The organism is Streptomyces sp. NPDC002784 (genome assembly GCF_053592135.1).
The window spans coordinates 17,421-32,306 of the sequence record NZ_JBSFVD010000018.1 but is presented as its reverse complement, the minus strand read 5'-3'; the positions used below and the strand labels follow the sequence as shown (position 1 = coordinate 32,306).

Below are 14,886 nucleotides of genomic sequence, written 5' to 3'. Positions count from 1 at the left end.
CGTTGCAGGGGGTGGAGACGGCTGGAGGTAGCCGTGTGCTCCTTGAGACGACCGGGTCGTCGATCACGGCCTCGCCCAGGGCGAGGTTCTGTCGGGCGGTCGACTGCTGGTCGGTCGACTCCCGCTTGTCACCATCGGATTGATGGGACTCGAGCCGCCAAGAACCCCGCTGCGGACCAGCACGCCAGGGGGGGGCGCACGCAGACTGCACTCCAGCTGGGAAGCGGCCGTGCCGTCGGCTGTCGCCGCACAGCCGATCAGCGGTTGCCCGGGCGGTAGACGCTGAGGTCGCCGTAGGCAGACAGAGCGCCGGGCAGGTCACCGGGTTTGTGCCGCAGGGTGGTGTCCAGGAAGGCGAGAGTGGTTGCGGCGACGACGCGGGGGCTCTCGGCGCGGCCCAGGGAGCCGACTATCGAGGGCACCGGGGGCAGGTACAGGGGGCCGTCCATGAAGGTGAGGTGTGCGGCGCCGGGGATGGTGAGCCGGTAGCTCGTCGCGGTGTTGAGCTTGAGGGCCTTGGTGAGGCGGGGTAGGTACTGCGGGTCCGTTGCGGGGGTGATGGCCTGGGTGAGCGCCAGCGTCGGCTGGTGGAGGGAGGGGGAGGTGGGGCCGTGGGGGTAACCGTCCAGATCGATGACGGCGTCGAATCGGTGGTCCTGCCGGGCTGCCTGCAGGGCGGCGGCACCACCCATGGAGTGGCCGGTGACCGCGACCCGGCCGGTGTCCAGGCGTCCGGTCAGCGGGCCGGCGATCTCACCTCGGCCCAGACGGTCCAGCTGAGTGAGGACGAAGCTGAGGTCGGCGCCCCGAACAGTCGTCCAATCGGCCGCCAGCTTGTTGTCCTTGTCCCGGTCGCCGGTGGAGGTGGTCCTGGTGTGAATCGTTCGGTCGTCGGTGAGGACGACGGCGGCGGAGTCGTACGGGTGGTCGAGGGCGGCGACCACATAGCCGTGGCTGGCCAGTTCCTCCGCCCAGGCAGTGTTCTGGGTGCGCACTCCGCCCGATCCCGGAGAGAACAGCACAACCGGGAACCGTCCGCCCCTGTCGGCCACCGGGGCGTTGAAGACCGCGTGGGTGTGGGCCCGTGGGATGCCGTCGACCAGGAAGCCAGGCAGGCCGACCGAGCGGGCGAGGGCGTCGGAGACGGTGCGGGCCTCGTGCTCCGTGCGGCCGAGGTACTGGGCCCGCTGCGCGCCTGCGGCGCTCTTCTGCGCGGGATACCAGAGCTGGACCACGACCGTGCGCCGGTCACGGGGATCGGCGGTGAAGGTCTCGGGGCGGCGTGGGTCGGTCCACTGCACCACATGGGTGCCGACCGCGAAACGGCCCGACGGCTCGGGGAACTCGGGTACGGGGAAGGCCCAGGCGGCCACCGGACCCGTGGCGATCAGGCCGACGCAGGCCACCGACCCGGGCAGGGCCAGCCACCACCGGGCCCGCCACGCCGGTCGGCCGGTACGGCGTCGCAGCAGGGGAGAGAGGGCGAACGGCAACGCAACGGCAGCGCCTGCGAGTACGGGCAGCAACTGCCAGCGGATCCCCACCACGCTCAGCCCGGCCGCGGACAGCAGGAACACCGCCCCCGCCGTGATCGTGGCCCGTGGGCGGACGGCAGGGGGAAGCCAGCGCGCCACCACCAGTGCGACGGCACCCAGCAGGACAAGGACTTCCAGTAGGGACATGTGCAGTCCCATGAGGTTCTCGGTCACCCGGCCATGCTCGGCGCGGGGCACGCACTGCCACATCGCCCTTGGGGCGCCGTCGCGTACAACCGGAGTCGCAATCCGAGGCATGCCCAAGTGATCGGCGTTGCGACCGTGGGGGGTGGCTGGGCTCCTCCTGTGGTCGTACTTCCGCGCGATTTTTTCAAACGGTGGACTCATGCGTTTCCGCTGGACCGCGGCCTACCGTGACAGGGCTGCGGTACGTGCGGGCAGCGCGGGGCTCAAGCTCCCGTACCCGAGCCGACCCGACCCGACCGGCTCCGGCTGTATGCGGTGGCGGCCCCGGCAGGGGCAGTGTGACGCTGAAATCGACAGGGACGTGTGATGACCGAGGCGGCCTCAGAGCCGGGCAATGCCCACCCGCTTTGCCGCCGGGACCGAGTGCGGCGGACGAGGACGGCCGTACGCCTGACGAGGTACGCCGACCTGGCCTCCGTACGAGCGGCGGGAGTGGGAAGAGCCGCCCGGTGCTGGCGCCTCCGGCTGCCACCCATGGTGTGGGATTCACTCTTACTGGCGCTGCTCCTGCTCAACATCATGACCACGCGCGCCCCGCAGGAGCTCCCGGTGGCCGTGGCCCTCACCGTCGCCCTTGCGCTGCCCCTGGTGTGGCGGCGCCGGGCCCCGCTCGCGGTGTTCGGCGCCGTGGCAGCCGCGGCCTTCGTCCAGTGGCTGATGGACGTCCAACTGCCGGCGGGCATCGCCTTGTTGGTGGCTCTCTACACGGTGGCCGCCAACTCGGGTCGGTGCGGGACGCTTGTCGCCGGTGCCATCGTGGAGGGCGGGGCTCTGCTGGCCTGCCTGCGCTGGGCGACGGGGGGAGCGTTCCTGACGCCCTTCGTCGCGGTGACCGCGATGGTCGTCGCCGCGGCCGTCCTGGGTATGAACGTGCGCACCACGCGCGCCTATCTCGCGGCCCTGGAGGAACGGGCCGCACGCCTGGAGCAGCAACAGGACCAGCAGGCGCGGCTGGCCGTAGCCGAGGAAAGGACACGCATCACCCGGGAGATGCACGACATCGTCTCCCACAACCTGTCCGTCATGGTCGCGCTCACCGACGCCGCCGTCTACGCGCAGCACCGCTCGCCCGACAAGGCCACCACCGCGATGCTCCAGATCTCCGAAACGGGCCGGCAGGCCTTGACCGACATGCGGCGCTCGTTGGGCATTCTGCGGGCCGGCGACCCGGACGCGGAGCGCCATCCGTTGCCCGGCATCGCGCAACTGGAGGCCCTCGCCGACCAGATGTGCGCCGCCGGGCTGCCGACCGGACTCGAGGTCCAGGGCGGCCACACCCACATGCCCGCAACCGCACAACTGACCGTCTACCGCCTGGTACAGGAAGCCTTGACCAACACCCTCAAGCACACACCCACCGGCACACACGCGAAGGTCCGGATACGGTGCTCGACCGAGACCGTCACCGTGGACGTCACCGACAGCGGCCCCTGCCCGCCACTTCCCGGCGCGGTACTGTCCGGTCACGGTATCCCCGGCATGCGCGAGCGCGCGGCTGCCTACGGGGGGAAGTTGCAGGCCGGACCGCTTCCGGGCGGCGGCTGGGGAGTCCATACCCGCCTCTTCCTCGGCAGCGACGGAGCGGCGTCCGCATGACGATCCGCATCCTGATCGCCGACGACGAGGCGCTGCTCCGCATGGCCTTCAGCACGGTTCTGGAGGCCCAGCCCGACATGGCACCGGTCGGCGAGGCCGCGGACGGCATCCAGGCCGTACGCCTCGCCCGGGACCTGCGCCCCGATGTCGTCCTCATGGACGTCCGGATGCCCGGGACCGACGGGATCGAGGCGACGCGGCAGGTCATCCGGATCTCCCCGCAGAGCAGAGTACTGATCCTCACCACCTTCGACCTCGATGAATACGCCTTCGCCGGACTCCACGCCGGAGCCTCTGGCTTCCTGCTGAAAAACACCAGGCCCGAGGAACTGCTCACCGCGATACGCAGCGTGGCCGCGGGCGACGCGGTGGTCTCCCCGCGCATCACCCGCCGGCTGCTGGAGAACTTCCGCCCGCACATCCCCGACGGCAGCAGCGCCGTCCGCGACGAGCGGCTGAGCCGGCTCAGCGCCCGTGAGCGCGAGGTGCTGGTCCAGGTGGGCCGCGGCCTGTCCAACACCGAGATCGCGGCCACTCTGTACCTGGCGGAGGCGACCGTGAAGTCCCATCTGGGGCGCATACTGCACAAGCTCGAACTCCGCGACCGGATACAGGCCGTGATCTTCGCCTACGAAAGCCGACTCATCCACCCGGCGTGAGGCCGGCACGCGCGCTCTCATGGAGCGGTCGAAGGTCCTGGGAGCGCTCCCGGGAGGCGTCTGTGCCCGTGAGGGACAAATCGGGGAGAGAGGTAGCAGTTCGACGCTCAGCATGAAGGGCGTACGCGGGACGCGGGCCGGCCCGGCAGTCGCCATGTGTGATGACGCGGTGCGAGCGGGTCAGGCGGAGCCGCGCAGCACCAACTCCGTGCGCAGGCTGACATGCCGCCAGGCCACTCCCGAGTCCTCCATCTCCTCCAGAAGCAGCCGCACCATGGTCCGGCCGATCTCCTGGAGCGGCTGGCGCACGGTCGTCAAGGTGGGGTCCGTACGCTGCGCCAGGAGGAAGTCGTCGAATCCGATCACCGCGACGTCCTGCGGCACTCGGCGGCCCGCCGCGCGCAGGGCGTCCAGCGCTCCGGCGGCCATGCTGTCCGACGCGGCGAACACGGCGTCGATCCCCGGCTCCCGCGCGATGAGCTCCGCCATCGCCGTGCGGCCGCTCTGCTCGGTGAAGTCTCCTTCGGCGACCCAGGACGGGTTCGCGTCGAGGCCCGCGCGGTCCAGCGCCTCGCGGTAGCCGCGCAACCGGCACTGGGCGACGTACATGTCGAGCGGCCCGGTGATGGTCGCGACCGCTCTGCGGCCGCTGTTCAGCAGGTGGGTGACGGCGCTGCGGGCGCCCCCGGCGTTGTCCGCGTCCACGTAGGTGATGCTCTCGTCGCCCGAGCGACGGCCCAGCATGACGGTGGGCACGCCCGCGTCCGCGAGCATGTCGGGCAGGGGGTCCTCGGCGTGCACGGACATCAGCAGCACGCCGTCGACCCGGCCGCCACGCGCGTACTCGACGAAACGCTTCCGCTCCCCGTTCGTGCGTACCTGGGTGAGCAGCAGTTGCATCCTGGTGTCGGTCAAGGCGTCCCCGACGGATCGAATGGTCTCCGAGAAGAACGGCTCGGCGAATTTGCGCCAGTCGGGCTCCGTCATCACCAGAGCGATCGCGTCCGTACGACGCCCGGCCAGCGACCGGGCCGCCAGGTTGGGTACGTACTCCAGCTCGGCGATGGCGCGCTGCACGGCGTGGCGGGTCGACTCCTTCACCCCTGCCACGTTGTTGATGACGCGGGAGACGGTGCCCCGCCCCACACCGGCGAGCGCGGCCACCTCCTCCAAGGTCGGCCCCGCGCCGGGGCGCTGCTTGCCCATGTACTTCTCCCCCCACCCACGAGAAGACCCCAATATTACGGCCCTGGTCGTCCGTGATCGACCGGCTCCGGCCTGCGGACATACGCCTGGCGCACGTCCGGGACGCCGGCACACCGTCGGGACGGGAGGGCTCGGCAGTGGAAGGTTCGCGCCAGGTGGCGCGGAAGTGGCGCAAATGAATGTTGCCGCTTCGTCTTACGGCACTCAGTCTGGAGTGGTGGGAGCGCTCCCAATCGCTCTATCCACGCCGAGACCCGGTATCCCCCCACGGGAAAGAAGGAGACCGTGAATTGTCATGATCACACCAGTAGGGTGCGGCGCCGTTCGACGCTCGTTCTGAGCCTCTTCGCGGCGTTGCTCCTCAGCCTGCTCCCCTGGAGCGGCACCGCCGTTGCCCACGGCTCGGTCGTCGACCCCGCGAGCCGTAACTACGGCTGCTGGCAACGATGGGGCAGCAACCACATGGATCCGGCCATGGCCCAGCAAGACCCCATGTGCTGGCAGGCGTGGCAGGCCAACCCCAACGCCATGTGGAACTGGAACGGCCTGTACCGCAACGGATCCGGCGGCAACTTCCAGGCAGCAGTCCCGGACGGCCAGCTGTGCAGCGGCGGCCGCACCGAGGGCGGGCGCTACAACTCCCTGGACACCGTGGGCGCTTGGAAGACCGCGGACATCAGCAGCAACTTCACCGTGAAGCTGTATGACCAGGCCAGCCACGGCGCGGACTATTTCCTCGTCTACGTCAGCCGGCAGGGTTTCGACCCGGCTACCCAGCAGCTGCGCTGGAGCGACCTCCAGCTGGTGGCCCGCACCGGCAAGTACGCGCCCAGCCAGAACTACTCGATCCCGGTCAGCACGTCCGGGTACAGCGGTCGCCACGTCGTCTACACGATCTGGCAGGCCTCGCACATGGACCAGACGTACTTCCTGTGCAGTGACGTGAACTTCCGCTGAGTCTGCCCCATGGGCTGTCCCGCCGGACGAGTTCCCGTCCGGCGGGACACCGTGCTCTGACGTACCACCGTGCCCTGACATACCCACGCGCCGCCCGGAACATCAGGGCTGCCTGACCGACCCCGAGGGGGGCGTCCGCCGCGGTGTGCGTGTCTGACGGGACACGCACACCGGGCCGCGTCCTTCCGTATTGCGAATACGAACACCACCACCTGACGAGCGTTTTGATACCTGGAGCCGACATGCCAAGACGCTGCTGGACCGGGCCGCTCCTGCTGGCCCTTCTGTTGAGCACCCTCACCCCGCTGTCCGCCGCCGCGTCGGCCCCGCCCTCGTCGGCCCCGTCCGCGGCGGCGGACACCGTGCCGACGCGCACGGCGGCGGACCCCTCGGCCGTCCCCTTGCCGTCGCTGCGGGCGACCACCACCCAGGTCGCCTCCGGCCTGCGGCGGCCCATCGCCCTTGTCGCCCCCGACGACGGCACGGACCGATTGTTCATCGCCGAGAAGTCAGGCACCGTACGCGTCTACCACCCGGGCACCGGTCTGGCGCGGGACCCGCTCATCGACATCAGGTCCGCCGTGGACGAATCGGGTAACGAGCGCGGTCTGCTCGGCATAGCCCTCGCGCCGGACTTCGCCGACAGCCACCAGCTGTATCTGGTGTACACGGCACTGCCCGACGGCGCGGTCACGCTCGCCCGTTACCGGCTCGACGATTCCCGCCTGGAGCCCCTGCTCTCCCAGCCACACGCCGAGTTCAACAACCACAACGGCGGACAGATAGCGTTCGGCCCGGACGGCAACCTGTACTGGAGCATCGGTGACGGAGGCGGCTCCGCCGACCCGTTGCGCGCCGGGCAGCGCCTGGACACCTTGCTGGGCAAGATCTTGCGCATCGACGTCAGCCGCAGCTGCGGCCGGCTCGCCTACTGCGTGCCCAGTGACAACCCCTTCGTGGACACCCCCGGCGCCCGTGACGAGATCTGGCTGTACGGGCTGCGCAACGCGTGGAAGTTCTCCTTCGACGAGGCCGACGGCTCGATGTGGATCGGCGACGTCGGCCAGGGCCGATGGGAAGAGGTCAACCACCTCCCGGCCGGAAAGGGAGGACTGAACCTCGGCTGGTCCTGCTACGAGGGTCTGGAGAAGTTCCAGGGAGGCCACTGCGTACCCGGCGAGCAGCACACCGAACCCGTCTTCACCTACTCCCCGTACACCGGCGGCTGCTCGGTCATCGGCGGTCACGTCTACCGGGGCCAGAAGTACGCCGGCCTCGTCGGCGGCACGTACATCGCCACCGACTACTGCTCGTCCACGGTCTGGGCGCTGCGCCCCGACGGTGCAGGCGGCTACGAGGAGGCGGAGATCGGGGAGATGCCCACCCAGGTGACGGCGATCGGCGTGACCGTCGACGGAGAGTTCTACGTCGTCAACGACCTGCCCGGCGGCCTGCACCGCGTGTCCTTCGCGCGGGAGGAACCCACCTGCCGCGTGGATCGCACCGTGCGGAGCTGGGGGACCGGCACGACCGTCGACCTGACGATCACCAACACCGGCAACACCCCGGTGAACGGCTGGACGTTGAAGTTCCCGTTGGCTCTCGGGCAGACCGTCACCTCCGACTGGAACACCGACCTGACACAGGGAAGCAACACGGTCACGGCCACCAACGCCTCGCACAACGGCACGATCGCTCCCGGCGCGCGCATCACCCTCGGCTACCTCGCCAGCCATACCGGTGACTCCTCGCCGCCGCCGCGGTTCACGCTCAACGGGGACGCCTGCGCAATCGGCCGCTGAACGGTCCGCACGTGGGCCCGCCGCGCCGTCAACGCCGGGCCCACCCGCCCTCTTTGCCCCTGCTCCCGTCATCTCCGCAGATCGCGCGGGTCCGGAAGGTTGACATGATCTCGTCCTCTCTCCGGCGTCGGAGGAAAGCCATGCCCGAGTCCCGAACACCCGGGCTCCGGCCCGCCGTTCTCCTGTCCTGCTCCATCACGCTGCTGGCGCTCACGGCGTGCGGCAGCGATGACGAGCGGCCGGCCCCCGCGGCCCCGACCGGGGTCACAGCGCAGTCCAGCAGTGCGACCACCGTCCACGTCATGTGGCAGCGGGTGAAGGCCGCCAAGGACGGCGAGGCCGTGGAGGCGTACGAGGTCCTGCAGGCCGGGAAGAAGGTCAAGGAGGTCGACGCGGACCGCACCATGGTCGACATCGCCGGCCTGAAACCGTCCGCCGACTACGTGTTCACCGTCCGCACCCGAGACACCGCCGGCAACCACTCCACCCCCAGCCGCAAGGTCGCCGTCACCACCCCCGCCGCGCCCACGGAGGACGGCGAACCGCCGACCCGCCCCGGCCAGCTGCGAGGGAAGGCCAACGGCTCACGAGCCGCCTACCTGAGCTGGACTGCCTCCAAGGACGACCAGCGAGTCGTCTCGTACGACATCTACCAGGGCGACGCGAAAATCCACACGGTCGACGGCGAGGAGACGAGGACCGTCCTCACCGGCCTCCGCCCGGACACCCACTACGTCCTCACGGTCCGTGCAAGGGACGCGGCGGACAACCTCTCCCCGGCCAGTGCACCTCTACGACTGACCACCGATGGAAAAGGGGGCGGCGGAGGGGAGGAGCCCGAGGACTTCCGGGCCTCGGTGCGCAAGAACACGAAGGACAAGGCGTACTACCTGGACCTGTCATGGACGTCGCCCCGGACGGACGCACTCAAGGCCGAGTACCAGGTCTACCTCGACGAGGTGTTCGTGACGACCTTGGCCGCGGATGACGACGCACCCGAGGGACGGGCGAGGCACACCGTCTACTTGGGCACGGAAGAAGGCAAGACGTATGACGTGAGGATCAGACCCCGGCTGTCGGACGGCACCTGGGGAGCGTTCTCGACGGAGGGGACCGTCACGACGGGCAGCTGACGTCGCGACGGCGTGACCAGCGGCCGGCGTCTGTGACCCCGACGGGGGGAGGCGGCCGGCTGCTGCGCGGCTTCGATCAGTTCTCCGACGCCTGCCGCCTGGTCCGCCCTCCACTCACCCGTAAGGATCACGCGATCCGGTTGTCGCGGACGTCTGACCACCGGTGCCCGATGGCCGCCCAGCCGCACGCCAGCTGTTCCAGGCATCGGCTCACCGCGGATCGTCCAGGACGTCTCGGCACCGGCGAGGCCGACGCCTTTCGGGGGACCACGAGCAGCTACTCAGGAGGCGGCGGGGGCGGAGGGCGGGGAGGCGGAGTTGATGCGACCTGAACCACCGGGCCCGGCAGGGCGGTTCTCGCACGCCTGGATCCCACTCGGGAAGGCAACCGAAGACGAGCGCCCCCGGCGGACCGCGTTCTACGGACCGGTCGAGGTCAACCCTCTCGCGGCGATCATCCTCCACTGCAACGGGGAGTTCGCCCCGGCCGAGGAGAGGGCGCACCGCGCCTTGGCAAAGATCCCGGCGGAGTCTCAACGCAACCGCGAGCTGGCAACATGCCGGCTCGCGCTGGCACAGCTCCACCAGGTAGAGCCACATCAGGCCACTGCTCCTGCGGCCACCATCTCTCGTCGGCATTCACCGGCTGGTTGATTGCAAGCTGCATCAGCGGGCACGGTCCGGTAGGGGTTTGTGCGCTGCCGAGGGCGGGCCACAAGGCGCGGCACCAAAAGACGGGTCCCGAACCATGGTGCCCAGCATTTTGTGCGTGTCTGGCGGATCGCAGCCGGTGGCGCATTGCTCGCTCTGGCAATCCGTAAGGCACCGCCGTCTGTTGGGCGGGGCTCCGGGTGAGGGGCCGTGACTGGTGTGTGGTTCAGGATGTGAGCAGGCGCAGGCCGAGGTCTGCCGTCTGGAGGTTCGTCAGGTTGCGGTTGCGTTCGGTCCACAGGCCGGAGTCGAGGTCGTCGCTGAGGTTTTGTACCGCCCGCTGCTCGGCTTTCGGTCCGACCTTCGTCCACACCGACATCGCCCGGCGGACGTGGTCGGTCAGGTAGGCCGACGGCCGGCGCCAATACGCTTCGAACAGGCCATCGGCGCAGTCCCACGGGACGGGTACCGGCTCGGCGCGGGCTCCGGTCGCGTCGGCCATCGTGGCAAGGGAGGGAAATCCCGCGAGGACGTCGGCGAATTCCGGCAGGTAGTCGCGGGTGAGCCAGAACCGCTCTGGCCATCCGGGCTCGTCGGTGTCGAAGGTGAGCACCACTATGCGGCGGGCCACGCGCCGCATCTCGCACAGCCCCGCTATGGGGTCCTCCCAGTGGTGGACGGTGGAGACGGCCATGGCCACGTCGAAGGCGTGGTCCTCGAACGGCAGGTGTTCCGCAGCGGCGGCCACGCACGGCGCCGATCCGGCAGGCCGCTGCCCGCGCATGACCGTCGAGGGCTCCACGGCGATCACGTCGCGGTCGGCGGGCTCGTAGGAACCGGTGCCGGCGCCGACGTTCAGCACCGTCTGCGCGTCTCCGAGCGCGTTCACGATCTGCGCGGCGATCCGGGGATCGGCGCGCCGTGTCGCGGTGTAGGCGCCGCCGATGGCGTCGTACAGCTGTGCACCAAGCATCTGGAGTTGTTCCTGGGGTGTCACCGTCCAGCCCTTCGCCCGTGCGGCAAGCTCGCTGTCGATGGCCGCCACCATGGCGTCGGCGCGATCACGCCGCTCCAGCAGCAGGCCGCGCAGTTGGAGCAGGTGCGCGACCACGTCGGTGGACGCATCGTCCACCAGTGCTGCCACCTCCCGCAGGCCAAAGCCCAGTCGCCGGTAGGCCAGCACCTGTCTGAGCCGCTGCACGTCATCCGCCGCATAGGCCCGGTACCCGGCCGCTGTCCGCGCCGAGGGGCGCACGAGCCCGATCGCGTCATAGTGATGCAGCGTGCGGACGCTCACGCCGGCAAGTTCGGCGACGCGTCCCACGGTCCAGTGATCCTCCACGGCTTCGACTATGCAGCCTGACGTCAGGTGAGGGTCAAGAGCCGCACAACGGCCGCTCCCGCGCTGCCCGGCGTGCGAACGAGTGAAGTCGATGCCCTGGTCTAATCGATGCCCCGGTCTGCAACGCGGCGCCGGAGTCCTGAGCGCCTGCTACCCGCCACCTTCGTCTCGAAGGCGACGCTGTCGTCGATGCCTGCCCGCCGGCACCGCTCGCGGTCGTCCGTCCAGGACGCGGGTAGGTACGGGCGCCGGTCGATCAGCGTTCGTCCCCGGCCGGATGCGTAGGCGAGGAAGAGCCCGATCTGGGCGGCGCACGTAGCCGGTCGACGTACGCGTCAGCTCCCCCGGAGACCGACCGCCAGCGTCAGTTCAAGGACCCGCTGCGGCGATGCGAGATCCGGGAACAGCTCCCGCAGCTGCGTCATCCGGTACCGAACGGTCTGGGGATGGACGAACAACTCCGCCGCCACCTCCTCCCGCCTGCCCTGATGCAGCAGCCACGCCCGCAACGTCTCCTCCAGCCGCCGCGCGGTCGCGACGGGCAAGGTCCGCAAGGGTGCGAGGGCTCGGGCACGCAGGTCCGCGAACGCGTCCATGTCGGCGCTCAGCACCAGCTCGGGCAGGTGGTCCTCGGTGTCGCGAATGTCGGAGGAAAGAGAGCGTGCGCGGGCGGCTCGCGCGTACGAGGCGGACGCACGAGACCATGGCCGGGCCGGGCCGACCACGGCGTTGCGGTCGGTCAGTTGCCGCAAGAGATGTGATCGGTCGGCATCGGGGACGAGCAGTACACCGGTGGCGTCCGGCAGGTCATCGAGGACGAGGGTGCTCGGATCGAGTGCGCGATAGGCGGGCCGGGCCTGGGCGGCGGGCAGCAGGACCGCGGTCAGCGAAACCGGGGGCTGCCACCCGGCCCGTTGAGCAGAGACCAGCAGTACGTCCGGGCTCGCACCGGCGAGGATGTCGCGAGCCAGGTGCTCCAGGTGGCGCTCGTGATCCCTGCCCCGAGCGGCCAGTTCGTCGGCGTGGCCCGCGGCGCTCGCGGCGGAGAGCTCGTCGATGTAGGCGAAGGTCAGCTCGGCGAACTTGGCGACGTCGGCGGCGGGCAGACCTGCGGTTACGGCCCCCGCTGCCAGGCATCGCCAGGCCACGCGGGCACCGACGCGGTAGGCGCTGAGCAGGGCGTCCATCGAACGGCCGTCGCGGACCTCGCCGCGGCCCAGCTCGTAGGCCGCGTCGCCGCCGTCGTCGCCCGTGGCGTTCCCGCTCGCGAGATCCAGGTAGTGTCCCAGGGCGGTGCGGACAGCTCGGCGGATGGTGGCGCCCATATGGCCCGAGAGGGCGTTGGCGTACGAAGGGACCTCGTCGATGATCGCCTGGACGACCTCGTCGGCGGTGGACTTCAGCGCTGCCCGAAGTGCTGTGACCGTCGTCTCATCCAGGGCCAGTTCACTGGCCCTCCGGATCACATGGCTCACTTTTTATCCCCTACGAACAATTCAGCCGATCAGCTTTACGTCCTGCGGTCAGGACTTTACGCCTTGAGGCGCAGCAAGCTGGAGCCATGACGAGTACAGCCCTCCGAAGCAGGGCGTGGAAACTACTGGAGATGGTCACCACGCCGCTGCTGCCGTCTGACTACCTCGACCTGGTCAGCCCGCTGCGTGCGGGCGCTGACCTGCGGGGGCGCATCGAGGCCGTGCACCCCGAGACGGGTGACGCCGCGACCATCGTGATCAGACCGGGACGGGGCTGGCGCGGCCACACAGCGGGCCAGTACGTGCGGATCGGCGTCGATGTCGACGGGGTGCGCCTGTGGCGTGCCTACTCGCTCACCTCACCGACTCACCGCAAGGACGGTCGCGTCACGATCACCGTGAAGGCGATCCCGGACGGCAAAGTCAGCAACTACCTGGTCCGCAGGGCGAAACCGGGCACGCTGATCCAGCTCGACCAGGCGACCGGTGACTTCGTGCTGCCGCGGGCAAAGCCTGCAAAGGTGCTCTACCTGACGGCCGGCAGCGGCATCACGCCCGTCATGGGCATGCTGCGCGACACCGAATTCGACGACGTCGTCATGGTCCACTGCGCGCCCCAGCCGCACGACGTGATCTTCCGCAACGAACTGCATGACCTGGCCGCGGACAAGAAGCTGCAGCTCACCGAGGTGCACACCGACACAGACGGCATGCTCGAGATCGCCCGTCTCGACGAACTCGTGCCCGACTGGGCCGAGCGCGAGACCTGGGCCTGCGGGCCCGCGGGCCTGCTCGACGCCGCCGAAGAGCACTGGAGGAAGCACGGCGTCCAGGAGCGCCTGCACACCGAACGCTTCCGCCCCAGCATCGTCGTCGCCGGCGACGGCGGCGAGGTCACCTTCAGCGCCACCGGCAAGACCGTCGACGCGGATGGCGCAACGCCGTTGCTGGACGTCGGCGAAGAGGCCGGCGTGCTCATGCCCTCCGGGTGCCGCATGGGCATCTGCTTCGGCTGCATCACGCCGCTCAAGGCGGGCGCCGTCCGCGACCTGCGCACCGGCGACATCACCGAGGCCGAACCGGGCGTCCTCATCCAGACCTGCGTGTCCGCCGCCGCGGGCCCCTGTGACATCGAACGTTAGGAACACCTTGACTGCAATCGACCCCACCGCCCACCTGACCGCGGAGCAGATCGAGGAGCTCGGCCGCGAGCTGGACGCGATCCGCGACGAGGTGATCGCCAGCCGCGGTGAGAAAGACGCCGCCTACATCCGCAAGGTCATATCGGCGCAGCGCAAGCTCGAGCTGGCCAGCAGGGGCGTGCTGCTGTTCTCGTTCTTCCCGCCCGCGTGGCTGATCGGCACCGCCGGGCTGTCCGTGGCGAAGATCATGGACAACATGGAGATCGGCCACAACGTCCTGCACGGCCAGTGGGACTGGATGCGGGACCCGAAGATCCACTCCTCCACCTGGGATTGGGATCACGTCTCGCCGGCCGAACAGTGGAAGCACTCGCACAACGAGCTGCACCACACGTACACCAACGTGCTCGGCAAGGACAACGACCTCGGCTACGGCATCATGCGCGTCGACGAGGACCAGAAGTGGCACCCCTTCCACCTCGGCCAGCCGCTGTGGAACTTCATCAACGCCTGCTTCTTCGAGTACGGCATCGCGGCGTACGACCTGGAACTGGGCAAGAACCTGAACAAGCGCCGCCGCAAGGACCCGGAGTTCCGCGCGCGGGCCAAGGCCGTGGGCCGCAAGATCCGCAAGCAGGTGCTCAAGGACTACGTGATCCACCCGGCGCTGTCGGGCCCGTCGTTCCTCACCACGCTCGCCGCCACGTTCACCGCGAACCTGGTCCGCAACCTCTGGTCCCACTCGGTGATCATGTGCGGGCACTTCCCCGAGGGCGTACAGGTCTTCGAGCGCCGGTCGATCAAGGGCGAGACGCGCGGCCAGTGGTACCTGCGCCAGATGATGGGTTCGGCGAACATCAGCGGCAGCAAGGCCATGCACTTCATGACCGGCAACCTCTCGCACCAGATCGAGCACCACCTGTTCCCGGACCTGCCGAGCAACCGGTACGCCGAGGTCGCGGTGAAGGTGCGCGCGTTGTTCGAGAAGTACGAGCTGGAGTACGTGACCGGACCGCTGCCCAAGCAGGTGTTCTCCGCGTGGCGCAAGGTCGTCCGGCTCTCGCTTCCGAACAAGAAGCCCAAGGTCACAGCGCCGGATCGCGAGCAGGAGCTTGTCGCGGCCTGATCCCCGGTCTTGGTTCAGACCTTTCGGTTGCACCGGTTGCACCGGTTGCACCGCC

11 protein-coding genes and 1 pseudogene are annotated in these 14,886 nt (G+C 69.5%); 7 read left to right on the top strand and 5 right to left on the bottom strand.

Annotated features, from left to right (window positions below):
- Positions 1-257 precede the first annotated feature (257 nt).
- On the bottom strand, positions 258-1,745 hold the full coding sequence (locus ACWD1Z_RS26615; RefSeq protein WP_451122236.1) for an alpha/beta hydrolase: 1,488 nt from the start codon (positions 1,743-1,745) through the stop codon (positions 258-260).
- A 303-nt stretch (positions 1,746-2,048) separates the two neighbouring features.
- Here ACWD1Z_RS26615 and ACWD1Z_RS26610 point away from each other — a divergent pair, with 303 nt between their 5' ends.
- Both ACWD1Z_RS26610 and ACWD1Z_RS26605 read left to right on the top strand, forming a co-directional pair.
- Positions 2,049-3,338 carry a sensor histidine kinase gene (locus ACWD1Z_RS26610; protein WP_451122108.1) on the top strand — a complete coding sequence of 430 codons (1,290 nt, stop codon included), beginning with the start codon at positions 2,049-2,051 and terminating at the stop codon, positions 3,336-3,338.
- A complete protein-coding gene (locus tag ACWD1Z_RS26605; protein WP_451122107.1) occupies positions 3,335-3,997 on the top strand; it encodes a response regulator in 663 nt (220 codons plus the stop codon). The genes ACWD1Z_RS26610 and ACWD1Z_RS26605 overlap by 4 nt, the downstream gene beginning before the upstream one ends.
- Before the next feature lie 180 nt (positions 3,998-4,177).
- Here ACWD1Z_RS26605 and ACWD1Z_RS26600 read toward each other — a convergent pair whose 3' ends face one another.
- Positions 4,178-5,203 carry a LacI family DNA-binding transcriptional regulator gene (locus tag ACWD1Z_RS26600; RefSeq protein WP_389420819.1) on the bottom strand — a complete coding sequence of 342 codons (1,026 nt, stop codon included), beginning with the start codon at positions 5,201-5,203 and terminating at the stop codon, positions 4,178-4,180.
- Positions 5,204-5,488: 285 nt separating this feature from the next.
- Here ACWD1Z_RS26600 and ACWD1Z_RS26595 point away from each other — a divergent pair, with 285 nt between their 5' ends.
- The 3 genes from ACWD1Z_RS26595 (at position 5,489) to ACWD1Z_RS26585 (ending at position 9,095) form a co-directional block, all read left to right on the top strand.
- Entirely contained in the window at positions 5,489-6,160 is a 672-nt protein-coding gene (locus tag ACWD1Z_RS26595; protein WP_451122106.1) for a lytic polysaccharide monooxygenase auxiliary activity family 9 protein, read from the top strand.
- 242 nt (positions 6,161-6,402) lie between these two features.
- Complete coding sequence (locus ACWD1Z_RS26590; RefSeq protein ID WP_451122105.1) at positions 6,403-7,962, top strand: PQQ-dependent sugar dehydrogenase; 1,560 nt, start codon at positions 6,403-6,405, stop codon at positions 7,960-7,962.
- A 140-nt stretch (positions 7,963-8,102) separates the two neighbouring features.
- Positions 8,103-9,095 (top strand): fibronectin type III domain-containing protein, encoded by a 993-nt coding sequence (locus tag ACWD1Z_RS26585; protein ID WP_451122104.1) that lies wholly within the window; start codon positions 8,103-8,105, stop codon positions 9,093-9,095.
- An 877-nt stretch (positions 9,096-9,972) separates the two neighbouring features.
- Here ACWD1Z_RS26585 and ACWD1Z_RS26580 read toward each other — a convergent pair.
- The 3 genes and pseudogenes from ACWD1Z_RS26580 to ACWD1Z_RS26570 all read right to left on the bottom strand — a co-directional run bounded on the left by ACWD1Z_RS26580 (position 9,973) and on the right by ACWD1Z_RS26570 (position 12,563).
- Positions 9,973-11,070, bottom strand: a complete 1,098-nt coding sequence (locus tag ACWD1Z_RS26580) for a MerR family transcriptional regulator (protein WP_451122235.1) — start codon at positions 11,068-11,070, stop codon at positions 9,973-9,975.
- 131 nt (positions 11,071-11,201) lie between these two features.
- Positions 11,202-11,402 (bottom strand): annotated as a pseudogene (locus tag ACWD1Z_RS26575) (transposase); the annotation flags it as partial.
- Between the two features lie 21 nt (positions 11,403-11,423).
- Entirely contained in the window at positions 11,424-12,563 is a 1,140-nt protein-coding gene (locus ACWD1Z_RS26570) for a helix-turn-helix domain-containing protein (protein WP_451122103.1), read from the bottom strand.
- A gap of 86 nt (positions 12,564-12,649) precedes the next feature.
- Between ACWD1Z_RS26570 and ACWD1Z_RS26565 the strand changes: the two genes are divergently transcribed.
- Both ACWD1Z_RS26565 and ACWD1Z_RS26560 read left to right on the top strand, forming a co-directional pair.
- Entirely contained in the window at positions 12,650-13,705 is a 1,056-nt protein-coding gene (locus ACWD1Z_RS26565) for a ferredoxin reductase (RefSeq protein ID WP_451122102.1), read from the top strand.
- Between the two features lie 7 nt (positions 13,706-13,712).
- A complete protein-coding gene (locus ACWD1Z_RS26560) occupies positions 13,713-14,831 on the top strand; it encodes a fatty acid desaturase family protein (RefSeq protein ID WP_451122101.1) in 1,119 nt (372 codons plus the stop codon).
- Positions 14,832-14,886: the final 55 nt, after the last annotated feature.